This is a genomic window from Saccharopolyspora erythraea NRRL 2338, assembly GCF_000062885.1.
Taxonomy (GTDB): domain Bacteria; phylum Actinomycetota; class Actinomycetes; order Mycobacteriales; family Pseudonocardiaceae; genus Saccharopolyspora_D; species Saccharopolyspora_D erythraea.
The window spans coordinates 1,728,849-1,753,911 of the sequence record NC_009142.1; the positions used below are offsets into that span (position 1 = coordinate 1,728,849).

At 73.0% G+C, this 25,063-nt stretch carries 23 protein-coding genes, 1 other RNA gene and 1 pseudogene; 21 read left to right on the forward strand and 4 right to left on the reverse strand.

Going from position 1 to position 25,063, the window contains the following annotated elements; genetic code table 11:
• The first annotated feature begins 42 nt into the window (after positions 1-42).
• Positions 43-996 carry a cobalamin biosynthesis protein gene (locus SACE_RS07730; protein WP_011873401.1) on the forward strand — a complete coding sequence of 318 codons (954 nt, stop codon included), beginning with the start codon at positions 43-45 and terminating at the stop codon, positions 994-996.
• A 91-nt stretch (positions 997-1,087) separates the two neighbouring features.
• On the opposite strand, the gene SACE_RS07735 is transcribed toward SACE_RS07730, so the two are convergent.
• Positions 1,088-1,426 carry a hypothetical protein gene (locus tag SACE_RS07735; protein WP_143538091.1) on the reverse strand — a complete coding sequence of 113 codons (339 nt, stop codon included), beginning with the start codon at positions 1,424-1,426 and terminating at the stop codon, positions 1,088-1,090.
• Positions 1,427-1,457: 31 nt separating this feature from the next.
• Here SACE_RS07735 and SACE_RS07740 point away from each other — a divergent pair, with 31 nt between their 5' ends.
• Positions 1,458-2,054, forward strand: a complete 597-nt coding sequence (locus tag SACE_RS07740) for a TetR/AcrR family transcriptional regulator (protein WP_231849944.1) — start codon at positions 1,458-1,460, stop codon at positions 2,052-2,054.
• A gap of 16 nt (positions 2,055-2,070) precedes the next feature.
• Here SACE_RS07740 and SACE_RS07745 read toward each other — a convergent pair whose 3' ends face one another.
• Genes SACE_RS07745 through SACE_RS07755 form a run of 3 tightly spaced genes read right to left on the reverse strand, consistent with a single transcriptional unit; the run spans position 2,071 to position 4,368 of the window.
• Positions 2,071-2,970 carry an SURF1 family cytochrome oxidase biogenesis protein gene (locus SACE_RS07745; RefSeq protein WP_009948154.1) on the reverse strand — a complete coding sequence of 300 codons (900 nt, stop codon included), beginning with the start codon at positions 2,968-2,970 and terminating at the stop codon, positions 2,071-2,073.
• Between the two features lie 52 nt (positions 2,971-3,022).
• Positions 3,023-3,880, reverse strand: coding sequence for a fructosamine kinase family protein (locus SACE_RS07750; RefSeq protein ID WP_009948153.1), 858 nt, complete (start codon positions 3,878-3,880; stop codon positions 3,023-3,025).
• A 29-nt stretch (positions 3,881-3,909) separates the two neighbouring features.
• Positions 3,910-4,368 (reverse strand): low molecular weight protein-tyrosine-phosphatase, encoded by a 459-nt coding sequence (locus SACE_RS07755; protein ID WP_011873403.1) that lies wholly within the window; start codon positions 4,366-4,368, stop codon positions 3,910-3,912.
• Positions 4,369-4,644: 276 nt separating this feature from the next.
• Between SACE_RS07755 and SACE_RS07760 the strand changes: the two genes are divergently transcribed.
• From SACE_RS07760 to SACE_RS07845, 19 genes and pseudogenes are all read left to right on the forward strand, one after another.
• Positions 4,645-5,061 carry a DUF4190 domain-containing protein gene (locus tag SACE_RS07760; RefSeq protein ID WP_009948151.1) on the forward strand — a complete coding sequence of 139 codons (417 nt, stop codon included), beginning with the start codon at positions 4,645-4,647 and terminating at the stop codon, positions 5,059-5,061.
• A gap of 10 nt (positions 5,062-5,071) precedes the next feature.
• Positions 5,072-6,124, forward strand: coding sequence for an Rv2231c family histidinol phosphate aminotransferase CobC (gene cobC, locus SACE_RS07765; RefSeq protein ID WP_009948150.1), 1,053 nt, complete (start codon positions 5,072-5,074; stop codon positions 6,122-6,124).
• Positions 6,125-6,142: 18 nt separating this feature from the next.
• On the forward strand, positions 6,143-7,003 hold the full coding sequence (locus tag SACE_RS07770) for a Nif3-like dinuclear metal center hexameric protein (RefSeq protein ID WP_011873404.1): 861 nt from the start codon (positions 6,143-6,145) through the stop codon (positions 7,001-7,003).
• Positions 7,000-7,734 (forward strand): zinc ribbon domain-containing protein, encoded by a 735-nt coding sequence (locus tag SACE_RS07775; RefSeq protein ID WP_009948147.1) that lies wholly within the window; start codon positions 7,000-7,002, stop codon positions 7,732-7,734. The genes SACE_RS07770 and SACE_RS07775 overlap by 4 nt, the downstream gene beginning before the upstream one ends.
• Positions 7,731-8,831, forward strand: a complete 1,101-nt coding sequence (locus SACE_RS07780) for a bifunctional RNase H/acid phosphatase (RefSeq protein ID WP_009948145.1) — start codon at positions 7,731-7,733, stop codon at positions 8,829-8,831. Before SACE_RS07775 ends, SACE_RS07780 begins: the two co-directional genes overlap by 4 nt.
• 188 nt (positions 8,832-9,019) lie before the next feature.
• Positions 9,020-10,246, forward strand: coding sequence for an ROK family transcriptional regulator (locus tag SACE_RS07785; protein ID WP_009948144.1), 1,227 nt, complete (start codon positions 9,020-9,022; stop codon positions 10,244-10,246).
• A gap of 16 nt (positions 10,247-10,262) precedes the next feature.
• Positions 10,263-11,588 carry an extracellular solute-binding protein gene (locus SACE_RS07790; protein WP_009948143.1) on the forward strand — a complete coding sequence of 442 codons (1,326 nt, stop codon included), beginning with the start codon at positions 10,263-10,265 and terminating at the stop codon, positions 11,586-11,588.
• Between the two features lies 1 nt (position 11,589).
• Positions 11,590-12,531, forward strand: coding sequence for a carbohydrate ABC transporter permease (locus SACE_RS07795; protein WP_231849945.1), 942 nt, complete (start codon positions 11,590-11,592; stop codon positions 12,529-12,531).
• Positions 12,528-13,358 carry a carbohydrate ABC transporter permease gene (locus tag SACE_RS07800; RefSeq protein ID WP_009948140.1) on the forward strand — a complete coding sequence of 277 codons (831 nt, stop codon included), beginning with the start codon at positions 12,528-12,530 and terminating at the stop codon, positions 13,356-13,358. The genes SACE_RS07795 and SACE_RS07800 overlap by 4 nt, the downstream gene beginning before the upstream one ends.
• A 7-nt stretch (positions 13,359-13,365) precedes the next feature.
• Positions 13,366-14,616, forward strand: a complete 1,251-nt coding sequence (locus SACE_RS07805) for a 6-phospho-beta-glucosidase (protein WP_009948139.1) — start codon at positions 13,366-13,368, stop codon at positions 14,614-14,616.
• Entirely contained in the window at positions 14,613-15,584 is a 972-nt protein-coding gene (locus SACE_RS07810; protein WP_029621800.1) for an N-acetylglucosamine kinase, read from the forward strand. The genes SACE_RS07805 and SACE_RS07810 overlap by 4 nt, the downstream gene beginning before the upstream one ends.
• Before the next feature lie 30 nt (positions 15,585-15,614).
• An RNA gene (rnpB, locus tag SACE_RS35905) (RNase P RNA component class A) lies at positions 15,615-16,021 on the forward strand.
• Between the two features lie 993 nt (positions 16,022-17,014).
• Positions 17,015-17,302, forward strand: coding sequence for a hypothetical protein (locus SACE_RS07815; RefSeq protein WP_011873405.1), 288 nt, complete (start codon positions 17,015-17,017; stop codon positions 17,300-17,302).
• A 6-nt stretch (positions 17,303-17,308) separates the two neighbouring features.
• Positions 17,309-17,815 (forward strand): hypothetical protein, encoded by a 507-nt coding sequence (locus SACE_RS07820; protein WP_009948136.1) that lies wholly within the window; start codon positions 17,309-17,311, stop codon positions 17,813-17,815.
• Positions 17,816-17,864: 49 nt separating this feature from the next.
• On the forward strand, positions 17,865-20,687 hold the full coding sequence (locus SACE_RS07825; RefSeq protein ID WP_009948135.1) for an ATP-binding protein: 2,823 nt from the start codon (positions 17,865-17,867) through the stop codon (positions 20,685-20,687).
• Positions 20,684-22,651: a hypothetical protein gene (locus SACE_RS07830; protein ID WP_044547196.1), complete on the forward strand. Its 1,968-nt coding sequence runs from the start codon at positions 20,684-20,686 to the stop codon at positions 22,649-22,651. Before SACE_RS07825 ends, SACE_RS07830 begins: the two co-directional genes overlap by 4 nt.
• A 34-nt stretch (positions 22,652-22,685) precedes the next feature.
• Positions 22,686-23,267: a hypothetical protein gene (locus SACE_RS07835; RefSeq protein WP_009950180.1), complete on the forward strand. Its 582-nt coding sequence runs from the start codon at positions 22,686-22,688 to the stop codon at positions 23,265-23,267.
• A 1-nt stretch (position 23,268) separates the two neighbouring features.
• Positions 23,269-24,228 (forward strand): annotated as a pseudogene (locus SACE_RS07840) (C40 family peptidase); the annotation flags it as partial.
• A gap of 356 nt (positions 24,229-24,584) precedes the next feature.
• A complete protein-coding gene (locus SACE_RS07845; RefSeq protein WP_009950177.1) occupies positions 24,585-25,040 on the forward strand; it encodes a hypothetical protein in 456 nt (151 codons plus the stop codon).
• The last annotated feature ends 23 nt before the right edge of the window (positions 25,041-25,063 follow it).

Genomic DNA, 25,063 nt, shown 5'->3' on the forward strand with positions numbered 1-25,063 from the left:
TTCACGTTTGGGGCCGGACCGGTTCGCCAGGAGGGGCAGAGCGTGGGCGCAGGACGTGCGGTGGGGCTGTTGCTCGGGCTGGCTGCCGACGCGGCGATCGGAGACCCCCGCCGCGGCCACCCCGTCGCGGCGTTCGGCCGGGTCGCCGGCGCCGCGGAGCGGCTGCTGCACCAGGACCGCAAGGCCGCGGGCATCGTCTACACCGGACTGCTGGTCGGCGGCACCGCCGGGCTCGGCGTGCTGGCGCACCGGGTCTCGCGCCGCAGCCCCGTCCTGGAGGCCGTGCTGACCGGCGTGGCGACCTGGGCGGTGCTGGGCGGCGCGTCGCTGGCCGACGAAGGCACCGCGATGGCCCGGGTCCTTGACGCGGGCGAGATCGACGCGGCCCGCCGCAGGCTCGGCAACCTCTGCGGGCGCGAGTCGGCCAACCTCGACGGCCAGGGCCTGGCCCGGGCGACCGTCGAGTCCGTCGCCGAGAACACCTCCGACGCCGTGGTCGCACCGCTGGTGTGGGGCGCCATCGCCGGTGTGCCCGGGCTGATCGGCTACCGCGCGGCCAACACCCTCGACGCGATGGTCGGCCACCGCTCGCCGCGCCACGCGAACTTCGGCTGGGCCTCGGCCCGGCTCGACGACGCGCTGAACCTGCTGCCCTCGCGGCTGGCGGCGGTGCTGACCTCGGCGTGCGCACCGGTCGTCGGCGGGTCCGCGACGGGCGCCTGGCGCACCTGGCGCCGCGACGCCTCGGCGCACCCGAGCCCGAACGCGGGCCAGATCGAGGCCGCCTTCGCCGGTGCGTTGCAGATCAGGCTGGGCGGGCGGACCGTCTACGGCCACGTCGTCGAGCAGCGCCCGGTGCTGGGCGAGGGCCGCACGGCCGACGCCGGGGACGTCACCCGCAGCGTCGAGCTGTCCCGGGTGATCGGTGTGGTCAGCGGCGTGCTGGCCGCCGGGTCGGCGCTGGTGTTCGGCCTGCGCCGCGACCGCCGGCGCTGACCGCGACCGCGGCTGTTGCGCCGCGGGCGCCGCTCGGGCTGTGGCTCGCCGTGCCAAGGCGCGCAGCTTCTTTCGGCTGAGCGCTGCGTAGTCATTCCACCCGGTCGCCCGCGCGCTTGCGGCGTTTGACGCCCTCCAGCGCCGCGATCATGCCGACGCCCACGAGGACGGTCGCCAGCGGCACCAGCAGTCCCATCAGCTCCGTGCATTTGCCGAGCGACCACTCGAAAAGTCCGCCGTGCTCGCCCGTGAAGGCCCACCGCGCCAGCGGGATCAATCCGATCGTGACGCCGATCAGTCCCACGACCCCCTGGACCGCGTCGATCTGCTTGCCGGTCACCGCGACCGCCCCCTCTCGGTCGGCGAAGCCGCTCCACGGCCACGCCGAGTGGCAGGCGGCTACACCACGCCACATTAGCAGAGTGGTCACTCTAGTTTTGGTGCGATCTATGCTCGCGGTGATGCGCACCGTCAATCCCGAGCAGCACGCCCGCAAGCGGGCGAAGATCCTGCAGGCCGCGGCAGAGGAGTTCGCCGTCAACGGCGTCGACGGCACGTCGACCGCGGGCATCTGCCGCCGCGCGGGCATCGGCTCGGGCACCCTGTTCCACTACTTCCCGACCAAGCGCGACATCGTCCACGCGCTGTTCCGCGACGACCTGGCCCGCAACGCCGAAGTGCATCCGCGGGTCCTGCGCGCCGACGCGGAACAGGGCTTCGACCTGCTCGTCGGCCACCTGCTCGCCGAGCTGGCCAACCCGCTCACGCCTGGGCTCGCGGCCACGGCGGTGTTGCAGGCCAACCGCGACCCGGAGTTCGCCGAGATCCTGACCACCGACACCGAACGAACCCACGAGGTCCTCACCGGGCTACTCCGGCGCATGGCCGATGACGGCGGCTACCGGCTCGCGTTGCCCGCGGACCGGCTCGCGCGGTGGATCCAGAAACTGGTCGACGCCGCCTACCTGATGGCCGGCGACCCGGGATTCGACGCGGAGGTCGAGAGCGCCGAGCTGAGGCGCGTCATCGCGCGCCTCGTCGGCGGCCCGTCGGCGTGAGGGGTGAACGGGGGTCCTAGGCGTTCCCGCGTGCGGGGGTCTCCTCCTCGCGCGCGGTGCCGGGCTCCTCGTCGGTTCGCCCGGCCGCGGCCTCCTCGCGGGCCGCGGCTTCCTCGCGCTCGCGGCGCTCCTCCTCGGCGATCGCCTCGGCGACCGAGAGCTTGCGCTTGGCGCCGCCCTCGGTGCCCTGCTGCGGACGCAGCTCGGAGTAGATCAGGTAGCCGATCGCCAGGATCGCCATCACGCCGAAGGCGATCCACTGCAGCGCGTACGAGAAGTACGGACCCGACTCCAGGCGCGGCAGCGGAAGCGGGCTGAGCCCCCCGGGCTGGCCCTCGACCAGCGCGAAGTACCCCGGCCGCAGGTCCAGGCCGGTGCTCGCGCCGACCGTCGCCGAGTTCACCGCGTAGACCCAGCGGTGGTCGTCGTGGGAGAACGCGGGCCGGTTCTCGCTGTCGCGCTCGTCGGAGCGGACGCGGGCGGTCAGCGTGACCTCGCCCGCCGGGGCCGGCGCGTAGTCGGGGGCGCGGGTGCCGTCGACGGGACGGACGAAGCCGCGGTCGACCAGCAGCGTCGTGCCGTCGGCGAGCCGGAACGGGGTCAGCACCTCGAACGCGGGCTCGCCGAGCACCGTGCGCTGCCACGCCAGGGTTTCGCCCTCGGGCAGGTAGCGGCCGGTGACGGTCACCCGGGCCCACTCGGTGCGCACGTCGGGCGCCTGCCCTGGCGCGAGCACCTCGCCGATCGGCTTCGGCGGGGCGTGGAAGGACTCGGCGATGGCGTTGTTGCGCGCCTGAGCCTGGTCGTTGCGGCTGAACTGCCACGGCGCCAGCAGCGTGAAGCAGAGCGTGGCGAACACCACGACCAGGCCGATCAGTCCGATCCAACCCGGGCGTAGCAGAAACTTCAGGCGCACACCTCTACGGTAAGCGGCCCGCACGGCGGCTCGCGGCCCGCCCCCGCCGCGCCTACACCCGCTGGGCTGCGGCGACGGCCTGCGCGGCGTAGCCGCCGCCGAACAGCACCGCGTGCACCAGCAGCGGGAAGAGCTGGTGCGCGCCGATGCGGTCGCGCCAGCCGGGCGCCAGCGGGCTGACCTCCTGGTAGGCCGCCACCACGCGGTCCAGGCCGGGGCAGCCGAACAGGTGCAGCATCGCCAGGTCGGTCTCGCGGTGCCCGCCGTGCGCGGCCGGGTCGATCAGCCACGCCTGCCCGGCCCAGTGCACGTTGCCGCTCCAGAGGTCGCCGTGCAGGCGGGACGGGGCCTCGTCGGCGCCGCCGAGTCCGCCGATCCGGTCGCACGCTCGCGAGACGACCTCGGCATCGCGAGCGCAGAGCGTGCCGGCGTCGCGCGCCATCCGCACGTAAGGCTCGACGCGGTGGGTGACGTAGAAGCTCGGCCAGTCAGCGCACGGTTCGTTGCGCATCGGCGCCAGGCCGATCCAGGCGTCGGCGGGACCGCCGGGAGGCGGTGCGCCGTGCGCGGGAGCGCCCGCCGCGTGCAGGGCGGCCAGGCCCCGGCCGAGGTCCTCGGCTGCCCGGGGCCCGGGCCCGTCCGCGGCGATGTGGTCGGTGACCAGCCAGCGGCCGTCGTGGCCGTGCACGGCGGGCACCGGCACCGCGCCTGCCTCGGCCAGCCACGCCAGCGACGCGGCCTCGGCGGCGATCGAGCTCTCCTCCGCGGTCTTGGCGAAGACCGCGCTTCCGTCGTCGAGGTGCACGGCGAAGGCCGCCGAAGCGTCGCCGCCGCCGAGTTGGCGCACCCGCTCGATGCCGTGCCCGGTGATCCGCGACACGGCCTCGCGGGCCTGTTCGGTCGAAACCATCTCGCTCCCCGTCGTCGGACCGGCCGTCGTCAGAGGCGTTCGCGCACCCATTCCAGCAGACCGGGCATCGCCGCCTCGATCATCGCCAGCACGTCCTCGAAGCCGCGGTCGCCGCCGTAGTAGGGGTCCGGCACCTCGGCGAGGTCGTCGGATGCCGGGTCGAACGAGCGCAGCAGACGCACCCGCTCCTGATCGCCCAGCGCGTCCCGCACCACCCGCAGGTGCCCGGCGTCCATCGCGAGCAGCAGATCGGCCTCCAGGTGCCGGTCGTCGATCTGCGCGGCGACGTGCTCGGCCGGGTAGCCGTGGTCGGCCAGCACCTTCGCGGTGCGCGGGTCGGCGGGCTCGCCGACGTGCCACGGACCGGTGCCCGCGCTGGTCACCGTCACCCGGTCGTCGAGCCCGGCGCGGCGCAGGTGCTCCCGGAAGACCAGCGCCGCCATCGGCGAACGGCAGATGTTCCCGGTGCAGATGAAAGAGAGGTGCAAGGGTCCTACTCCCTGAAGTGGCTGACCCGCCGACGGTACGTGGCGCGGGTGCACGGCCGCCCGCGGGCTCGGACTGCCGTGCCTCACGCCACGCCCGGACTCCGATCGCCGGCCGAAGGCCGTGAATCCATCGGCCGCGAACCCAGCGGGCTCGTGCCCACACGTCTGGCGCTGCGGAACTCGCCGGGCGGGGGCACGCTCGCGCCATCGGCCCGGGACGGCGCGCCCGCGCCCGGGCAGACGTCGCGCGACGAGCGCCCGGACAGGGAGGCCACCATGGACGCTCCACCCGGTTCCGCAGCGGCCGAACCGAGCGTGCCGCGCAACGGGTTCGGCATCACCTCGGCCGTGCTCGGCACCGTCGGGCTGGTGTTCGCCTTCATCCCGTTCGTGGGCGTCATCGCCTGGCCGCTGGTGCTCGTGGGCCTGGTCTTCGGCGTGCTCGGCCTGCTCCGGGTGGCCAAGGGCCGGGCCGACAACCGCGGGACGGCCCTCACCGGCACAGTCCTGTGCGTGATCGGCCTGCTGCTCTGCGTCGTGCAGACCCTGCTCTTCGAGCGGGTCGTCTCGCGCGTGCCGCCCCCGAAGCAGTACTCCCAGGTGCGGCCGGTCGCCTGGGAACCGGCCGACGCCCGGCTGGTCGTGCTTCGAGGAGATCAACGGGGCGCGAGCGCGGCCGCACCGCGTAGTTAGACTGCCCGGGATGACGAGCGGGAACGACCAGGAGCTGCTGCGCCACCACGGTGACATCGACGCCGCGCCCGGCCTGCTCGACTTCGCCGTGAACGTGCGCCTGGACCGGCCCCCGCGCTGGCTGCGCGACCGGCTGGCCGCGGCGCTGGACCGGCTCGGCGGCTACCCGTCCGCCGAGGACGACCGCAGCGCGCGCGAGGCCGTCGCCGCCCGGCACGGCCGCGACCGCGACGAGGTGCTCCTGCTGGCCGGTGCAGCCGAGGGCTTCTCGTTGCTGGCGGCGCTGCGCCCGCGCCTGGCCGCCCTGGTGCACCCGTCCTTCACCGAGCCCGAGCTCGCGCTGCGGACCGCGGGAGTCGAGGTGACCCGCGTCGTGCTCGACGCCGAGGACGGCTACCGGCTGCGCCCGGAGGCGGTGCCCGAGGAGGCCGACCTCGTAGTGCTCGGCAACCCGACCAACCCGACCTCGGTGCTGCACCCGGCGGAGAGCATCCGCGCGCTGCGGCGGCCGGGCCGGGTGGTTGTCGTCGACGAGGCGTTCGCCGACACCGTGCCCGGCGAGCCCGAGTCGCTGGCCGGCAGCGCCGAACCGGGCCTGCTGGTCATCCGCAGCCTGACCAAGATGTGGGGGCTGCCGGGACTGCGCGCCGGCTACGCCCTCGGCGAACCGGCGCTGCTGGCCCGGCTCGGCCAGAACCGTCCACATTGGCCTCTGGGTACCTTGGTGCTGGAAGCCGTCCGGGCCTGCCTGGAACCGGACGCGATCGCCGAGTCCGAGCGCGCGGCGCGGGATTTCGACCGCGACCGCGCGGAACTGGTCGCCGGCCTGGCCGCGATCCCCGGCGTCCGCGTCGTCCAGCCGGCCCGCGCGTCCTTCCTCCTGCTCGAAGTGGACAACGGTGAGAAGGTGCGCGCGGTGCTGCGGGAGCGGGGCATCGCCGTCCGGCGCGGCGACACGTTCCCGGGCCTGGGCCCGGACCACATGCGGGTCGCGGTGCGCGGCCCGCGGCACAACGACGAGCTCGTCGAGGCGTTCCGCGAGATCGTCGGCACTGCTGGATAGGGACAGGGGAGCGACCGGATGACGGTGCGTGTTCAGGATGTCGTCGCGGCGATGGAGGCGGCCTACCCGCCGGAGCTCGCCGAGAGCTGGGACGCGGTCGGGCTGGTCTGCGGCGATCCGCAGGCGATCGTCCAGCGCGTGCTGTTCTGCGTCGACCCCGTCGAGGCCACCGTGGACGAGGCCGCCGACTTCGGCGCGCAGCTGCTGATCTCGCACCACCCGCTGCTGCTGCGCGGCGTGCACGGCGTCCCGGCCGACGACCCCAAGGGCAGGCTGGTGCACCGGATGATCCGCGCGGGCATCGGCCTGTACTGCGCGCACACCAACGCCGACAGCGCCGAGCTCGGCGTCTCCGACGCGCTGGCCGCCGCGATCGGGCTGACCGTCACCGGCCCGCTCGACCCGCACTCCGAAGGGGCCAGGACCGGCCTGGGCCGCATCGGCGTGCTGCCCGAGCCCGAGCCGTTCGAGCGCTTCGTTCAGCGGGTCGCAGCCGGGCTGCCGACCACGGCGTGGGGCGTGCGCGGGGCGGGCGACCCGCAGCGCCCGGTCCGCACGGTCGCGGTCTGCGGCGGCGCGGGCGACTCCCGCCTCGAGACGGCCACCGCCGCCGGGGTGGACGCCTACGTGACCGCCGACCTGCGCCACCACCCGGCGGGCGAGCACATCGCCCGCGGCGACGTGCCGGGAGCGCGGGTGCCCGCGCTCGTCGACGTCGCGCACTGGGCGAGCGAGTGGCCGTGGTGCCAGCAGGCGGCCGACATCGTCGCCACCGCGCTACCCGATACTGTCGAGGTTCTTGTCTCGACTCGCCGCACCGATCCGTGGACCGCCCACGTCGCTGGTGCGGTGTCCGACCCAGGGAGGACGCTGGCGTGAAAGCCGACCCCGCCGTCCAGCGACGGCTGCTCGATCTCGCCGAGTGCGACGCCGAGCTCAACCGCGTGAACCACCGCAGGCGCACGCTGCCCGAGCTCGAGGAGATCGGCACGGCCGAACGCGACGCCCAGGCCAAGCGCGACTCCCTGGTCGCCGCGCAGACCGCGTTCGGCGACATCGACCGCGACGCCAAGCGGCTGGAGGGCGAGATCGAGCAGGTGCGGGCCCGCGAGGACCGGGACCGCAAGCTGATGGAGGCGGGCGGCAGCTCCAAGCAGCTCGAGGACCTCCAGCACGAGCTGCAGACGCTGGCGCGCAGGCAGGGCATCCTCGAGGACGAGCTGCTGGAGGTCATGGAGCGGCGCGAGGCGCTGGAGACCGACGTCGCGCGGGCGCGCGAGGAGGTCTCGGCCTCCGAGGAGAAGCTCGCCGACGCCCAGCGCAGGCGGGACGAGGCGCTGGTGGACCTCGACACCGCCGAGGCCAGGCGGACCGCCGAGCGCGAGCTGATGGTCAAGGGCCTGCCGGAGAACCTGGTCGTCCTCTACGACCGCATCCGCGCGCAGAAGGGCGTCGGGGCCGGGCTGCTGCAGGGCACCCGCTGCGGCGCGTGCCGCATCGAGCTCGACCGCTCGGCGCTGGCCGAGGTCCGCGACGCCGACGCCGACGACGTGGTGCGCTGCGAGGAGTGCGGCGCGATCCTGGTGCGCACCAAGGAGACCGCTCGGTGAGCCTGCGGGTCGTCATCGAGGCCGACGGGGGCTCGCGCGGCAACCCCGGTCCGGCTGGTTGCGGTGCGGTGGTGCGCGACGCGACCAGCGGCGAGGTGCTCGCGGAGCGATCGGTGGGGCTCGGCACCGCCACCAACAACGCAGCCGAGTACCGGGGCCTGATCGAGGGGCTCTCGGCCGCGGTCGAGCTGGGCGCCGAAGCCATCGAGGTCCGGATGGACTCCAAGCTGGTCATCGAGCAGATGGCCGGCCGGTGGAAGGTCAAGCACGCCAACCTCCAGCCGCTCGCCGAGAAGGCCCGGGCGCTGCTCGCGGGCTTCGGCGAGGTCGACCTGGAATGGGTGCCGCGCGCCCGCAACGCGCACGCGGACCGGCTGGCCAACGAGGCGATGGACGAGCAGGCCGGGATCCGCCGCGAGCCGGCCGCCGCGCGGGTGCGGCCCGCGGGCTGGCTCGGCGCGACCGGCGCGCCCACCAGGTTCCTGCTGCTGCGCCACGGCCAGACCGCGATGTCGGTGGACCGCCGCTACTCCGGGCGCGGCGACGTCGTGCTGACCGACTTCGGGGAACGCCAGGCGAGGGCCGCCGGGCGCAGGCTGGCCGGGATGGACGGCGTGGTCACCGACGCGGGAGCGGCCCCGGTGATCGCCTCGCCGCTGTCCAGGACCCGCCAGACCGCGCAGGCGGTCGTCGACGCCACCGGCGGCGAGCTGCTGTTCCACGACGGCCTGCTGGAGACCGACTTCGGCGACTGGGAGGGCCTGACCTTCGCCGAGGCCGCCGAGCAGTACCCCGAGCTGCACCGCGAATGGCTGGGCGACCCGAGCGTGCGCCCGCCCAACGGCGAGAGCCTGGACGCCGTCTTTCGGCGGGTGGCCGACACCCGCGACGAGCTGATCGAGAGCTACGCGGGTCAGACGGTGGTCGTGGTCAGCCACGTGACGCCGATCAAGGCGCTGCTGCGCCTGGGGCTGGACGTGGGGCCGTCGATGTTCTACCGCCTGCACCTGGACCTGGCGTCGCTGTCCATCGTGGAGTTCTACCCCGACGGTCTGGCCTCGGTCCGGCTGGTCAACGACATCTCGCACTGGACCTGATCCGGGACGCCGCGCCGCTCCCGCCGGCGAGGCGTCCCGGTGTCCGCTCGCAGCAGCTCCCGCGCCGCCGGGCGGCCCAGTTGCGTGGGCCGTCCGGCGTGTATCCGCCTCCACACCGTTGACTTCGGTTCCGCCGCGTCACTACCGTCCCCGAAACCGTCTGGGAACTTTACGGATAGGGGAGCCGGGTGGTCGTCGAGCGTGGTGCGAGGACGGGCCGTGACGGCAGTCCACGGCTGCTGCGGGAGATCAACGACCGCGCGGCGATCGAGGCGCTGCTGCGCGAGGGACCGCTGACCCGGGCCGAGCTCGAGGACGTCATCGGCCTGTCCAAGCCCGCCACGGCGACCCTGCTCAACCGGCTGGAGGGCGACGGCGTCGTCCGCCGAGGCGAGCTGCGCGGCGGCAACCGGGGACCGCGGGCCCAGACCTGGTACGTCAACGGCGCGCTCGCGCACGTCGCGGGCGTCAGCGTCACCCCGAACGACGTGGACGTGGTGATCTCCGACATCACCGGCGACTCCCGTGTCGAGCACCGCTCGCCGATGCCCTCCGGCGACACCGACGCGGTGCTGTCGGCCTTCGGCGACGCGCTCACCGCGGCCGCCGCGAAGGTCGGGTTGCGCACCGACGAGCTGGCCCACGTGGTCGTCGGCGCGCAGGGTGCGGTGGACCCGGCCACCGGGCACCTCGGCTTCGCCCCGCACCTGCCCGGGTGGGAGGGCTTCGACGTGCCCGGGCGGCTGGGCGAGCTGCTCGGCACCGAGGTGACCGTCGAGAACGACGTCAACCTGGTCGCCCTGGTCGAGATGGACGAGGGACGCGCCCGCGACGTCCGCGACTTCGTGCTGGTGTGGCTGGGCGACGGCGTCGGCTCGGCGGTGGTGGTCAACCGCGCGCTGCTGCGCGGCGCGACCGGCGGCGCGGGCGAGATCGACTGGATGCACGTGCCCGACCGCGCTGGGCGCGACACCGGCTCCGACCGCCGGGGCGGCCGGTTCGGCAAGCTCGTCGAGCCCGGCGCGATCATGGCGCTCGCCCGCGCGCACGGACTGGAAGCCGCCGACGGCGAGGACGCGATCCGCAAGGCCGCCTCGGACCCCGGCGCGCGGGAGTTCCTGACCGACTACGCGCGCCGCGTCGCCACCGGCCTGGCCGGCGTGGTCAGCGTCCTGGACCCCGAACTCGTGCTGCTGTCGGCCGGCATCGCCCAGGCCGGAGGGACCGCGCTGGCCGAGCTCGTGGCGGCTCAGCTGCATGAGCTGGTCGTCCCGCGAACACCCGTGGAAACCGCGCGGATCAGCGGAAACCCGGTGCGCGCCGGCGCGCTGAGGGCGGCGATCGGGTTGGCCCGCGAGCGGGTCTTCGGACTGTCCACCACGGCCGCGGGAGTGTTGCCGGCCTCGGCCGAGTGAGTTCCAGGAGGAGCACATGCGCACGTCCGCAACGATCGGTGCCGGCCTGGCCGCGGTCGCCCTGCTCGCCGCCTCCTGCACCGCGGGAACCACCTCCCAGGCCCCGCAACCGGCTCCGGCGCCGGGTGAGCAGGTGACGATCACCGTCGCCAGCCAGTTCACCGACCGGGAGCTGGACATCCTGAACCGCGTCCTGGACGGCTTCCGCGCCAAGCACCCGGGCGTCACGATCGAGAGCCGCGGCAACCAGGACGACGACAAGATCACCCAGGCCATCCGCGGCGGCAACCCGCCCGACGTCGCGATCTCGGCCGAGACGGTCAACCTCGGCCAGTTCTGCTCCAGCGGCGCGTGGCAGGACCTCGGCCCGTACCTCGCGCGCGACCGCGTCGACCTCGAGCAGATCCCGCAGGCGGTGCGGGACTACACCCAGTACCAGGGCAAGCGCTGCGCGATGCCGCTGCTGGCCGACGTCTACGGGCTGTACTACAACGCCGACGCGTTCGCCCGGGCCGGGGTGACGGCCCCGCCGCGCACCACCTCGGAGCTGACCGAGCTGGCCAAGCGGCTCACCGAGTGGAACCCGGACGGTTCCATCAAGGTCGCCGGGTTCCTGCCTGTGCTGGGCTCGCAGGCCAACCACCCGTGGAACTGGGCGCCGCAGTGGGGCGCGCGCTGGACGGACGAGCAGGGCCGGTCCACCCTCGGCAGCGACCCGGCCTGGCAGGAGATGTTCCGCTGGCAGAAGGAGCTCGTGGACTTCTACGGCTGGGACCGGCTCGTGCAGTTCACCGCCGGCCTCGGTCAGCAGTACTCGGCCGACAACGCCTTCCAGCGCGGCCGGATCGCGATGGCCGTCGACGGCGAGTACCGCACCGGGTTCATCGAGCACCAGGCGCCCGGCCTGAACTACGGCACGGCCCCGTTCCCCGTCTCCGACTCCCGGCCCGAGCTCTACGGGACCGGCCTGACGACCGGCACCATCGTCGGCGTGCCGCGCGGCGCGGACGAGGCCGGAGCCGCGTGGGAGCTGGTGAAGTACCTGACCACCGACACCGGTGCGCTGGTGGAGCTGGCCGACGGCCTGAACAACGTGCCCACCACCAGGGCGGCGTTGCACGACCCCCGGCTGGAGCGCTCCCCGCAGTACCAGACGTTCCTGGACATGTTCGAGTCGCCCGCGCTGGTGCCCTCGCCGGCCAGCCCCAACGGCAGCGCCTACATGAAGGCCACCGAGGACTTCGGGGTCAAGTGGCAGAGCGGGCAGGTCGCCGACCTCGGCTCCGCGCTGCGCGAGCTCGACGCCCAGATCGACGCCGCCAAGTCGCTCGGCGGGCGCTGAGATGGCTGCGCCGGGACGCGGGCGCTCGCCGGTCGCCAGGAGGCTGCGCGTGCTGGCGTTCATGGCGCCATGGGGCGTCGGGTTCACCGCCTTCTTCGCCTATCCGCTGCTGGCCACCGGGTACTTCTCCTTCACCAGCTACGACCTGCTCGGCGAGCCGGCGTGGGTCGGGCTGCGCAACTACGCGTACCTGTTCGCCGGAGACCCGGTCGTGCGCATCGCCGCCGCCAACACCGCCTGGCTCGTGGTCGTGCTGACCGTGCTGCGGGTCGTCTTCGCGCTCGGCGTCGCGTCGGTGATCGCGCGGCTGCGCAGAGGCGTCGGGCTGGTCCGCACGCTGTGCTACCTGCCCGCGCTCGCCCCGCCGGTCGCGGCGACGCTGGCGTTCGTCTTCCTGTTCAACCCCGGCACCGGCCCGGTGAACGGCTTCCTGCGAGCGCTGGGCGTCGACGGGCCGCTGTGGTTCAACGACCCGGCCTGGGCCAAGCCCGCGCTGACCCTGCTGACGCTCTGGGGCTGCGGCGAGCTGATGATCATCCTGCTGGCCGCGCTGCTGGACGTACCCGCCGAGCTGCACGAGGCGGCGGCGCTGGACGGAGCGGGCGCGTGGCGGCGGTTCCGGAACATCACCATCCCCTCGATCGCGCCGGTGCTGCTGTTCGGGGTGGTGAACTCGATCATCTTCTCGTTGCAGTACTTCACTCAGGCCGTCGTCGCCGGCGCGGTGGCCTCCGGGCAGGCCGAGGTGGTCGGCAGCAGCAAGGTCCTCGGCTTCCCCGACAACTCGACGCTGACCTTCCCGGCATGGCTCTACCAGCAGGGATTCCACTACTACAACATGGGTTACGCCTCGGCGATGGCGGTGCTGCTCTTCGCGTTCTCCCTCGGTTTCACCGTCTGGCTGATCCGGCGGATGCGCATCGGCGTCCGGGAGGCGGTGTGAACCGGCACCACCGGACCCTGCACTGGATCGCGGTGCACAGCCTCGGGCTCGCCCTCGGCGCGATGTTCCTGCTGCCGCTGGTGTTCGTGCTGCTGACCGCGTTCATGTCCGACGAGCAGGCGCTGACCGCCGAGCTGTGGCCGCGGGACTGGCACTGGGAGAACTTCGCCGAGGTCTTCGTCCGGGCGCCGATGCTCTCCTACCTCGGCAACAGCCTGCTCTACTCCGGGCTGGCGACCGCGTTCATGCTGGTCTCCAGCGTCCCGGTCGCCTACGCGCTGTCGAAGCTGCGCTGGCGCGGCAGGAACGCGGCGTTCCTGCTCGTGATCGCCGCGATGATGCTGCCGCCGCAGGTCACCGCCGTCCCGCTCTACATCCTGTGGGCCCGCTTCGACCTCACCGGCTCGCTGTGGCCGCTGATCATCCCGCACCTGTTCGGCGACGCCTTCAGCATCTTCCTGCTGCGCCAGTTCTTCCTCACCATCCCCCAGTCCTACGTGGACGCGGCCAAGGTGGACGGTTGCGGCGAGCTCGGCGCGATGCTGCGCGTCGTGGTGCCGATGGCGCGGCCGGGCATCGCGGCGGCGGCGATGTTCTGCTTCCTCTACACGTGGAACGACTTCTTCGGCCCCCTGCTCTACACCGGCGAGGACGAGAGCCGCTGGCCGCTCTCGGTGGGGCTGGCGTCGTTCCGCGGCATGCACCACGTCGAGTGGAACCTCACGATGGCGGCCACCGTGCTGGTGATGCTGCCGGTCGTCGTGCTGTTCCTGGTGGCACAACGCGCATTCGTCCGAGGCATCACGTTCACCGGTGTGAAGGGCTAGGAACGGCATGAGGCTGACGGTCGTGGGTGGCGGCTCCACCTACACCCCGGAACTGGTCGACGGGATCGGCGAGCGGTCCGGGATCGACGAGATCGTGCTCGTGGACCCCGACGAGCAGCGCCTTGCTGTCGTCGGCGGCTTCTGCCGCAGACTGCTGGCGCACGCGGGCAGCCCGGCGAAGCTGACCACGACCGCGGACCTCGAGCGCGGCGCCGACGGCGCGTCCGCGGTGCTGCTGCAACTGCGCGTCGGCGGCCAGGCGGCCCGCTACCGCGACGAGACCTTCCCGCTGCAGCACGGGTGCGTGGGGCAGGAGACCACCGGCGCGGGAGGGCTGGCCAAGGCGCTGCGCACCGTACCGGTGGTCCTCGACATCGCCGAGCGGGTTCGCGAGGTGGCGCCCGAAGCGTGGATCGTGAACTTCACCAACCCGGTCGGCATCGTCACCAGGGCGCTGCAACTCGAGGGCCACTCCGCGGTCGGCCTTTGCAACGTGGCCATCACCTTCCAGCGCTGGCTCGCCCGGCTGCTCGACGTCGACCAGGAGTCGGTCCGGCTCCAACACGTCGGGCTCAACCACCTGACGTGGGTGCGCGGGGTGCGGGTGGAAGGCCAGGACGTGCTGCCGCGGCTCATCGAGCAGCGAGCCGATGAACTCGCCAAGCACGTCGAGCTGCCCGCCGCGCTGCTGCGCCGGCTCGGAGCGGTGCCCTCCTACTACCTGAAGTACTTCTACACCCACGACGAGGTGGTGGCGCGGCAGCGGTCGTCGCCACCACGCGCGTCGGTCGTCAGCGACGTCGAGCGGAACCTGCTCAAGCGCTACTCCGACCCGTCGCTGACCGCCAAACCCGACGAGCTGATGCTGCGCGGCGGCGCCCACTACTCGGAGGCGGCCGTACGGCTGGTCTCGGCGCTCACCTCGGGCGGGGGAGTGGAGGAGCACGTGGTGAACGTGCGCAACGACGGCACCTTCGCGTTCCTGCCCGACGACGCGGTCATCGAGACCAACGCCGAGGTCGGCGCCGGCGGAGCCCGGCCAGGGGCCGTGCGCCCGGTCGAACCCGCGCTGGCCGGGCTGATCTCCCACGTCACCGCCTACGAGCACCTGGCGCTGGAGGCGGCGACCAGGGGCGGCCGGGACCGGGTGGCCGCCGCGCTGCTGGCGCACCCGCTGATCGGCCGCCACCACCTGGCCGAGGACCTCGCCGACGAGCTGGTCCGGCTCAACGCCGTCCACCTGCCGTGGGCCGGATGAGGGCCGCGGTGCTCGCCATCGACGGCGGCAACAGCAAGACCGACGTGCTGCTCGTGGACGCCGACGGCACCGTGCTCGCGGAGGTCCGCGGCCCGGGCGTCTCGCACCAGCGGGTCGGCATCACCGCGTGCCTGGACGCGCTGGCCGGGATGGCCACCGGCGCCGCGGCCGCGGCCGGGCTGCCGACCGGGCCGCCGTTCGCCACCCACACCGCCGCCTGCCTGGCCGGGGCCGACCTCCCACGCGAGGAAGAGGAGCTGCGCGAGGCGGTCGCCGCGCGCGGCTGGTCGGAGTCGGTCGTGGTCGAGAACGACACCTTCGCCCTGCTGCGCGCCGGAACCCTCGACGGGGTCGGCGTCGCGGTCGTGTGCGGGGCGGGCATCAACTGCGTCGGCGTGGCACCGGACGGGCGGGTCTCCCGCTTCCCCGCGGTGGGCCGGATCTCCGGCGACTGGGGCGGCGGCGCCTTCCTCGCGCGGGAGGCGCTGTGGTGGGCGGTGCGGGCCGAGGACGGCCGCGGCCCGCGCACCGCGCTGCTCCCGGCGGTCGTCGAGCACTTCGGGACGCGCGACATCGCCGAGGTCGTCGAGGCGCTGCACTTCGGCGAGCTCTCCGGCGACGCGCTGCACGCCCTGTGCCCGCTGCTGTTCGCCGTCGCCGAGGCCGGCGACGAGGTCGCCCGCGACCTCGTCGAGCGGCAGGCCGACGAGATCGGGCTGCTCGCCACGGTCGCGTTGCGGCGGCTCGGGATGGTCGACGAGCCCGCGGTCGTCGTCCTCGGCGGAGGTGTGCTCGCGGGCGCCGGGCGCGGCCTCGTGCCCGGCATCCAGCGCAGGTGCGCCGAGGCCGCGCCGAAGGTGACCGTCCGGCTCACCGAGGTGGCGCCGGTGGTCGGGGCGGGCCTGCTCGGGCTCGACCGCCTGGGCGCGGCGCCGGAGGCCAAGCAGCGCCTCGCGCGACGGCGCTGACGCCGCCGCGGGTAGACTGGACGGCGCGGATGAGTCGGCCGGGCGGCCGCGTCGGGGTGCGTCCCCGTCGAGGAAAGTCCGGACTCCACAGGGCAGGGTGGTTGCTAACGGCAACCCGGGGTGACCCGCGGGAAAGTGCCACAGAAAGCAGACCGCCCGGCGGAGTGCCCAGGCACTCCGGCCGAGCAAGGGTGAAACGGTGGTGTAAGAGACCACCAGCGCCCCGGGTGACCGGGGCGGCTCGGTAAACCCCACCCGGAGCAAGGCCAAGAGGACACCGCCAGGTGTCTGCGCAGGCGTTCGAGGGTTGCCCGCCCGATGCCTGCGGGTAGGCCGCTGGAGCCTGCCGGCGACGGCAGGCCGAGATGGATGGCCGCCGACTGGGAGCGCCGCAAGGCCCCCACGAACAGGATCCGGCTTACAGGCCGACTCGTCCGCGCCTTCCACTCTCGCGCTGCCTTGTTGCGGCAGTGCTCACCGGCAGGGCCGACGGTCCGGTGTCGCGCACGGTGATCGGCGGCTGGCCACTCCCGTACAAGGCAGCCGCGCTTGCCAGTTGGCACGTCTGGACGTGCCACGTCTCAGTTGGGCACGGCTGGATGTGCCACGCACGGCGGTTGCGGTTGGCCGCTCGCGCGGGTGCGGTGCTTTCTCCCGCCGGAGGGTGCCCGGAAACCCCCGCAGCGGTTCGGTGTTTCTCGCGGCGGGACGGATGCGCTGCTCGGACCGGGCGCGGCGCGCGTCTCGCGGATCCCGTTCAAGAGGCCGCGAGGACGCCCGCATACGCCCGAATCGCGTACATGTCGGCGTGTCGAACGCTTCCGGCGGAAGCGCCGCGGTACACGCCCCGCCCCGAAGCGCCGAGTCGTCGCCCGCCCGCGTCCGGAACTTCCGCCGCCGTCCCGGCACCTGGCACCTACGCGCGGTGTGGATCGTCCATAGTGGCCGGGCAACCGCGCTGGTCAGGCCGGAAGCGGCGATCACCGTCGGTGGCCGCCCCGGCGCGGAACGCGCCACCGGGCAGCCGCTACTCTTGGTGCGACGCCAAGATCACCTTTGCCGTCAACCGAATCCGGCGACTTCACGTCGGCGTGATCCGGTCGAGTGCATCATGACCGATGTGCGCTATTCCACTGGCCCACCGTTCTGTGCACGGTGCGTTACGAGAGGGCTCGCGAGCGGGTGAACGATCACGTTATTCCAGTCGAGAACAGCGGTGGTGACCGTTCTTCTCGCGGTACTGGGCCAAAAGCGGCACGCCCGAACGGCCTATCCGCCGCGTGATCACGGCCGGTCCCCGCGCCACACCCGAACGCGCGACCACTACTGCTGGTGACCATGTCATGTTCTACTCGTACCTGCGTGCCGGGCCCCACCCGGCGTGCTGAGGTACCGATCCGACGACACTCCGCGAACGCAGGGGCAACGAGATGACCACCACGGCGCTGGAAACAATGGCGCAACTGCACACACTGGCGCAGGGAGAGATCGGGACCTGGAACCTGCGCGACTGGATCCTGCGCAACCTGCTGCCGTTGCTGCTGCTCGCCGTTGCGCTCCTGTTGCTGTGGCTCGGTGGCGGCAAGGGTGACAACGCCGGCGTCATGCGCCGCGTCGGCGGCATCATCGTCGCGCTGGCGATCATCGGCCTGGCCGTCACCGGATCGGGCGTGGACATCGGCACGTTCATCGCCAGCCTGTTCAGCACCAGCGGGTGATCGGCAGTGCGGATTCGCACCGACGACGAGGTCTACCGGGTCGACGCGGTCTGGCTCGGTCCCCCGAAGGCGACCTTCCCCTGGCGCGCGAGGTACGTGGCGTGGGGCGTCGGCATCGTGGTCTTCCTGCTCGTGCTCGCGGTCGAGCGGCGGATGAACATCGGCTTCAGCTTCTTCTCCACCGCGTGGGGCGTGGTCATCACGATCGTCATAACCCGCATCATCTGCTCGCGCATCACCCACGAACGACCGCTCGGTGCGGTAATGGTGATGTGGTTGCGGGAACTCACCGCCCCCAGGGAGAAGACGGTGACGCAAGGAGGAGCGGCCAGTGCGGCACGGATCCGGGTGAAGGCGCAGCGCCCACGGCCCAAGCAGCCCAGGAAGGCGGCGGGCCGGACGAACAAGCAGCAGGTCAACCGCTCCAGGCAGCCGGCGGTCCGGAGCTCGGCGCCCAGCAGGCGGACGCGTAGCAAGGAGGTTCGCGGTGTTCGGTCGACGGCGAGGCCGTGAGGGCGGCTCGCATCAGGTACCACCTCGCGCCGTCGGTTCGAACGGGTCCGTGCGGCCCGCCCGCAAGCCCAGCGGCGGGGCCAAGGGCAAGCGCAGGCTCGGCGACGAGACGTCGATCCCGACCTACACGCCGTCGATCGCCGCGCGCTCCATCGACGGCCACCTGCTGCGCACCGGCCAGGACGTGTTCGCCTGGTACCGGTTGTCGGCGCAGCGCTGGTCGTTCCGCTCGGACTCCCAGCGCCAGGACCTGATCGCCGCGATCGCGGGCCAGTACGCCGAACTGCAGGGCCGCTGGCTGCACCTGCGGGTCACCAACCGGCCGTACCCGATCCGGATGTGGGCCGAGGCCCACGTCCACAACGCCCGCCACCCGCTGCCGGACACCCCGGGCTCGCTGAGCTTCGACGACTACATGGTCGGCGAGCAGCAGCAGCTGATGGGCCGCTCCATGGCGGAGAAGGAGGTCTACCTCGGCGTCCAGGTGCAGACCCGCAACGTCGTCGACCGGGCGGTCGAGCGCGCCGCGCCGCTGCTGCGCCGCGTGTTCCCGGAAGCCGTCGACGCCGAGCTCGTCGCGCTGGACAGCGAGATCGACCACCTCGACCAGGTGATCGGCTCGGCGGGCCTGGACGGACGTCCGGTGACCGCGGAGGAGATCTCCTGGCTGATGCACCGCTCGTGCTCGCTGGGACTCCCCGCCCCGCGCAACCTGCCCGCCGTGCCGGGCGCGGCGTGGGAACCCGAGGACCTCGCGTCGTTCACCGACGCCTCGGACATGCACCAGGAGCCCTACTCGCCGACCGTGACGGTGCGCGGGCGCACCGGTTCCAACGCCGGTGTCACCCGGCACGTGGCGGTGCTGACGGTCGGCCAGACCCACGGGCTGCAGATCCCGGAGATCGACGACCCCTGGATGCAGCACTCCGACCGGCTGCCCGCTCCGGTGGAGTGGTCGGCGCGGATCTACGTGCGGCGCCCCGAGGACGTCGGCGGCGAGCTCCAGCGCCAGATGAACAAGGTGCGCTCACAGGTCCGGCACTACACCGAGGAGCACGGCCTCGAACCGCCGACCTCGCTGGCCCGCCAGGCGGGCCGGGTGCTGGAGATCGACGACGAGATGACCTCCGGCTTCACCGCGCTGGCCACCCGGGTCCGCTCGTGGTGGCGGCTGGCGGTGTCGGGCCCGACCGAGCGCGACGCGCTGCGCCTGGCCCAGCAGATCCTCGACCTGTACAAGCCGAAGGTGGCCATCGAGCACCCCGAGGCGCAGTACGCGATGGCCCGCGAGTTCATCCCCGGCGAGCCGCTGGCCAACGCCGCCTACCTGCGCCGCGGTTCGGTGGTGTGGGCCGCGGCCGCGGTGCCGCAGGCCACGGCCGAGGTCGGCGACCGGCGCGGCATCCTGCTCGGCGAGACCTGCACCGCGACCCGGCGCCCGGTGGCGTGGGACCCGTGGATGGCGCAGGAAGTCCGCGACGCCTCCGGTCTGACCGCCATGGTCGCCGGCCTCGGTGGCGGCAAGTCCTTCCTCGGCGGCGGAATCGTCTACAAGACGCTGCGTTCGGGCGCGCACTGGACGCTGCTCGACCCGTCCGGTCCGCTGGCCGAGCTGTGCGAGCTGCCCGAGCTGAGGCCGTACGCGCGCCCGATCAACCTGCTCAACGCCCAGCCCGGCATCCTCAACCCGTACCGCGTGGTCGCCGAGCCCGAGCTGGAGCACTTCGTCGACGAGGACGACCCGGAACGCAGCTGGCGCCGCGAACGCGCGCTGGCCGCCGCGACCCGCCGCAGGCTCGTGCTCGACGTGCTCACCGGTCTGCTGCCCTACGAGGTCGCCCGGCTGCCGCAGACCCGGATCGTGCTGCTGCGCGCGGTCCGCGCGGTCGGCGGCAGGCCCGACGCCCACCCGGGCATGGTCTTCGAGGCGCTGCGGCGCGACGCCAGCGAGCACCACGAGCACGCCGTCGTCGTCGCCGACTTCCTCGACGAGATCCGCGAGCGGATGTCGCTGCTCATCCCGGAAGCCGACGCCGACCCCTACTCGGAGCGGCGTGAGGACCGGCTCACCGTGCTGACCATGGCCGGGCTGACGCTGCCCAAGGACGGCGTCGGCCGCGAGCACTGGACCGACGCCGAAGCGCTCGGCGTCGAGATGCTCAACCTCGCGGCGTGGCTGACCCAGCGTTCCATCTACGAGCGGCCCAAGAACGAGCGCAAGGGCGTCTGGATCGACGAGGCGTTCTTCCTCTCCGAGGTCCCGACCGGTCGCGTGCTGATGAACCGCTTCGCCCGAGACTCCCGGAAGTGGAACGTCCGGGTCCTGCTCTCCAGCCAGATCCCCGCCGACTTCCTGCGCATCCAGGGCTTCGTGTCGCTGCTGGACTCGGTGTTCATCGGGCGCCTCGACGACGAGCAGGCCCAGGCCGACGCCCTGCGGCTGCTGAAGGTGCCGGTCGGCGCGGGCTACGAGCAGGTCGTGGCGGCACTCGGCCGCCGTCCAGGACCGGCCCGCAACAGCACCGAACGCGACCGGGCGCCGCGCCAGTTCATCTTCGGCGACGGCGCGGGCGGCGTGGAGAAGATCCGCATCGACTTCAGCGGCCCGCACCTGGCGCACCTGCGCGACGCGCTGGACACCACGCCGGCGGGCGACGACGAAGGCGAGCGCCGGGCGCTGAAGGGCTCGGACAACGTCGCCAACTCCGACGCGTCGACGGCGGGCCTGGCACCCGTCGGCGACGACGAGTACCCGGAGGACATCGACGCCTTCGACGAGTTCGAGCTGGAAACCGTCGGCATCGGCAACGAGCGACGCGGTGAGCGCCCCGGCCACAACCCGGGCGAACGAGGTGGAGACGACGTCCGGTGACCGCAGTGCTGATCGTGACCGGGGTGGTGATCGCCGCCGTGCTCCTCCGGGCGCGGCGACGATCGAGCCGTGCGCCGGGTGAGGCCCGGCCGGTGCCGCGCAGGCGCGGCGCGCTGGCGGTGGTCGTCGCCCTCGTCGGCATCCAGGCCCTGATCGGCGCCCCCGCCACCGCGCAGGGCTTCGACTGCAAGGAAGCGCCGAACCCGGAACGCCCCGGCTCCGGCATGGTCGGCGCCATCGACCCCGCACCGATGGGCGCGGTCGGCGTTCCCGGCAGCGTCTACTACGAGTTCGGCTACGCAGGGCAGATCTGGCACACCTACGACCTCGGCTGCGGCCCACAGGGTGTGACCAACCCCAACGCGATCGTCGACACCTGGCTCGGCAACGAGCTGTTCAACATCGGCAAGAACATGGTCGGGGCCACGAACGGCCTGCACTACGCGCTGATCAACCCGACCTTCCTCGACCCGCTCGACGAGGTGATCACCACCGGGACGGTCGCGCTGTACGACAGCGTGTTCACGCCGTGGTTCGGTCTCGTCGCGCTGCTGCTGGCGATAGTGCTCTTCCGCTACATCTGGCAGGGCGACCTCGCCACGATCGGCAAGAAGAGCATGTGGGCGCTGGCCGGGTTGTGGTTCGCCTCGGCCACCTACCTGACCCCGCTGGTCTACACCCACGCCCTCGACGAGGTCGTGATCGCGGGGACGTCGTCGGTGCAGGCCGGGTTCCTGACCGAGGTCGGCGTGGACCAGCGGCACGCGCTGCCGACCCTCCTGCACGACCAGGTGGTCTACAACAACTGGCTGCGCGGCGAGTTCGGGTCGCCGGACGCGCCGCAGGCCCAGCAACTCGGGCGTGAACTGCTCGCCGCACAGGCGTGGACGAAGCAGGAAGCCCACGCCGGCGCGGACGCCGGTTCGCCGGAGGGCAAGAAGCAGGCGTTCGAGGACGTCGCGGGCAAGATGGGCAGCGCCTACGGCTACTTCCAGGGCATCGACGGCAGCCGGACCGGTGCCGGGATGCTCGCCATGGTGCAGGGATTCGCGTTCGCGTCGTTCCAGTTGCTGGCGAAGGCGGCGATCCTGCTCGCGCAGGTGCTGCTGCGGGTGGTGATCCTGGCCGGGCCGCTGATCGGCCTGGTGGCCTTGCTCTACCACCAGATACTGCGCGCCGTCGGGCGGGTCGCGGGTGCGGCGCTGCTCAACGTGGTGATGATCTCGGCGATGGCCGGGCTGCACACCCTGATCCTCACCTGGGTCTTCAACCCCACCCGCGGTTTCTCGGCGCTGACGCAGATCCTGCTCGCCAGCCTGGTGACGCTGGTCTTCCTGATGGTGGGCAAGCCGATCCGGCGGATGGGCCAGATGGTCGAGCTGTCGGTGGGCGGCGTCGGCGGCTCGATGCCGCGCATGTCGGGCAGCGTCTTCTCCCGGTTCCGCGGTCGCGGCGGGAGCGGCAAGGACGGCGGCGAGTCCGGCGGCGACTTCTGGGAGACGATCCGCAGCGGCGGCGGAGCCGACGACGAGTCCGGCGGCGGCGAGCAGCGCCGGCGTCGCCCGGAGGCGCTGCTGCCGTCGGCGGTCGTCGCCACGGCGCACCGCCTCGACCGCGACGCGCCGCCCGGCGACGCCGACGCCGCGCCCGGTGCGCGGGCGTTGCCCGCGGCGACCGCGACGCGCGCCGAAGCCCGCCGTCCCGGCGGCTACCGCGCCAGCTACGCGCTCCCGGAAGGCGCCGGCCAGAGCCGGGTCGTCGACACCAACCCGGTGGCCGACGCCAAGTGGGACGGACATGAGGAAGATCCGGTGCTGATCCCGTCCCGCACCGACAACGCCGCGCTGCCCGGCCCCGCCGAACAGCCCGCTCCGCGGCGCGCGGAGATGGAAGTGGTGGCCGGGCGGCCCGTCTACGTCGTCTACCGGCCGTCGCGGGGGCTGGAGGTGGCCGATGGCGGCTGAGTCCGGTCAGGGGATCTGAGGAGGGGAGCAGCCGATGCCGATTCGCACGCACCGCGGCCGCGCCGCGGTGTACCGCAGGCTGTGGGGCTGGCCGTTGCGCTCGCCCAGGCACCTCGTCACCGCGCTGGTCGTGCTGGGGGCGCTGGTCGTCCTGATCGGGTTCCTGCTGCCCGAGCCGCCGCCGAACCGCTACGAGGGCGCCGACGGCAGGCCGCTCGCGCAGAGCGAGCGGCCGTTACCGCCGTCCACGCGCAGGCCCGCGCCGCCGACGTTCTCGGTGCCGCAGGCCGCGCCGCCGCCGACCGCGCCCGACCCGGCCGGCCTGGCCGTGGTCGACGCGTGGGGACGGGCGTGGGTCAACCACCCGCCCGGGACCGCCAAGCAGCAGTGGCTGGACGGGCTGCGCCAGTACACCACCGACGAGTTCCTGCCCGTGATGGAGTCCGTCGAGCCGGCCAACGTGCCGTCGACGGCCGTCACCGGCCCGCCCGTCGCTGTCGAGTCGCGCCGGACGTCGATGGACGTGCGGCTGCCGACCAACGCGGGCGATCTGAGCGTGACCGTGATCAAGACTCCGGCGGGATGGCGCGTCTCCCAATACAGCAAGGTGGACTGACATGCGCAAACTCGTGGTGGCGATCGTCCTGCTCGCGGGTTTCGCAGGTCTGGTCGGAATGGGTGCGCTGACGGCGCTGCTGGCGGGCAGCGGTGGCCGCGGGCAGGGCTGGTCGGACTGCGCCGCCGACCTGGGGCCGTGGGGTGACGGCGCCGGACGCGGTGAGCAGGACGCCGGCACGCTGAACGACCACTCGGTCGACATCGTCAAGCGGATCATCGAGATCGGCAAGCAGCGCAACCTGCCGCCGCGCGCGTGGCAGATCGCGATCCAGGCGGGCAAGACCGAGTCCAACCTGACCAACGTCAACTACGGCGACCGCGACTCGCTGGGCATCTTCCAGATGCGGCCCTCGATGGGCTGGGGCAGCGTCTCGCAGGTCACCGACATCGACTACTCGATCAACAAGTTCTACGACGTGCTGCTGGCGGTCCCGGACTGGGAGGAGATGCGCCCCGGCACCGCGGCCCAGCGGGTCGAGCGCTCGGCGTACCCGCTGCGCTACCACCGGTGGGAGCCGATGGCCGCGCACCTGGTGAGCGTGGAGGGCCAGGTCGAGGGGTTCAGCGGCTGCGAGAACATGCCGTCGGCGGGCGTGCTGGCGGGGCAGGCCATCAGCTTCGCCGACGACCAGATCGGCAAGCCCTACGTGTGGGGCGCGGCGGGCCCGTCGGCGTTCGACTGCTCGGGTCTGACGCAGATGGCGTGGAAGGCCGCGGGGGTCACCATCCCCAAGCACTCGCAGGCCCAGTACCACGAGGGCGGGCAGAAGGTGCCGCTGTCCCAGGCGCAGCCCGGTGACCTGGTGTTCTGGGGTTACGGGCGGGATCCCGACAGCGTGCACCACGTGGCGCTGTACCTGGGCGACAACGAGATCCTGCACGCCCCGCAGCCCGGCGAGAACGTCGAGCGCACCAAGATGTGGGACGGAGGCGAGCTGCTGCCGATGGTGGTCCGCCCGGCCCCCGACCAGCCCGCGCCGCAGCCGTCCACGCCGACGGCGCCGGTCGCAGACGTGCCGGAGCAGCCGAGCGGCGACGCGCCGCCGGTCCTCAACGCCCAGGTGCCCAACGCGCCGGGCACGGACGAGCCCGGCTCCGACGCATCGGGTGCCGGTGAACCGGGCTCCGACGCGCCCCCTGCCGGCGATCCCAGCGGCCCGGACACGCCGGCACCGGGCGAGCAGTCCCCGGCCACGCCGGGCGACGCCGCGGGGCTACCCGGACCGGGCGCCGGCGGGTGAGAATTCGCCGGCAGCGCCTGAGCCTGCGCGCCGGACCAGGGGAACGGGCCTTTTCGAAAGGTGGCCAGACGTCCATGTTCACGCCAGATCCCATTCCGCGGCCGAGCGGTCCGCCCGCGTCGAGCACCCCGCTCGGGGACTACCTCTCCAGAGCGCACCACGGCGTCGACAGCGGTTACGTGACGCTGCCGCGTTCCCTGGCCGAGGCGATGCCGCTGCCGTGGCAGCAGCAGATGCGCCACCTGCTGGCCGAGTTCCACCAGGCCTTCGGGCACCTGCAGTGGCCGGTCTACCGGGTCGTGCCCTCCCGCTACGAGCGGTTGGTCGACCTCGACGACGACCAGCTCGCCGAGGTCGGCTGCACGGTCGAGGTGGACGACTCCGGCGAGCTGGAGTACCGGATGCGCGACGGCCGCCGGATCGAGGACCCGGAGACCCACCAGGTGCTGGTGTCCTGCCTGGACCCCATTCCGAGGCAGCAGCCGGGCGGTCACCAGCCCGCGCCGAGGCCCGCCCCACCTGCTTGGTGACGGCGCTGCTCCTCCCGGGTGAG

Bases quoted from the DNA above. Each gene is read 5' to 3' on its own strand.
- SACE_RS07740 (WP_231849944.1), top strand. From the start codon at position 1,458: ATGCGCACCGTCAATCCCGAGCAGCACGCCCGCAAGCGGGCGAAGATC.
- SACE_RS07750 (WP_009948153.1), bottom strand. From the start codon at position 3,880: ATGGTTTCGACCGAACAGGCCCGCGAGGCCGTGTCGCGGATCACCGGG.
- SACE_RS07760 (WP_009948151.1), top strand. From the start codon at position 4,645: ATGGACGCTCCACCCGGTTCCGCAGCGGCCGAACCGAGCGTGCCGCGC.
- cobC (WP_009948150.1), top strand. From the start codon at position 5,072: ATGACGAGCGGGAACGACCAGGAGCTGCTGCGCCACCACGGTGACATC.
- SACE_RS07770 (WP_011873404.1), top strand. From the start codon at position 6,143: ATGACGGTGCGTGTTCAGGATGTCGTCGCGGCGATGGAGGCGGCCTAC.
- SACE_RS07790 (WP_009948143.1), top strand. From the start codon at position 10,263: ATGCGCACGTCCGCAACGATCGGTGCCGGCCTGGCCGCGGTCGCCCTG.
- SACE_RS07795 (WP_231849945.1), top strand. From the start codon at position 11,590: ATGGCTGCGCCGGGACGCGGGCGCTCGCCGGTCGCCAGGAGGCTGCGC.
- SACE_RS07805 (WP_009948139.1), top strand. From the start codon at position 13,366: ATGAGGCTGACGGTCGTGGGTGGCGGCTCCACCTACACCCCGGAACTG.
- SACE_RS07810 (WP_029621800.1), top strand. From the start codon at position 14,613: ATGAGGGCCGCGGTGCTCGCCATCGACGGCGGCAACAGCAAGACCGAC.
- SACE_RS07815 (WP_011873405.1), top strand. From the start codon at position 17,015: ATGACCACCACGGCGCTGGAAACAATGGCGCAACTGCACACACTGGCG.
- SACE_RS07835 (WP_009950180.1), top strand. From the start codon at position 22,686: ATGCCGATTCGCACGCACCGCGGCCGCGCCGCGGTGTACCGCAGGCTG.
- SACE_RS07845 (WP_009950177.1), top strand. From the start codon at position 24,585: ATGTTCACGCCAGATCCCATTCCGCGGCCGAGCGGTCCGCCCGCGTCG.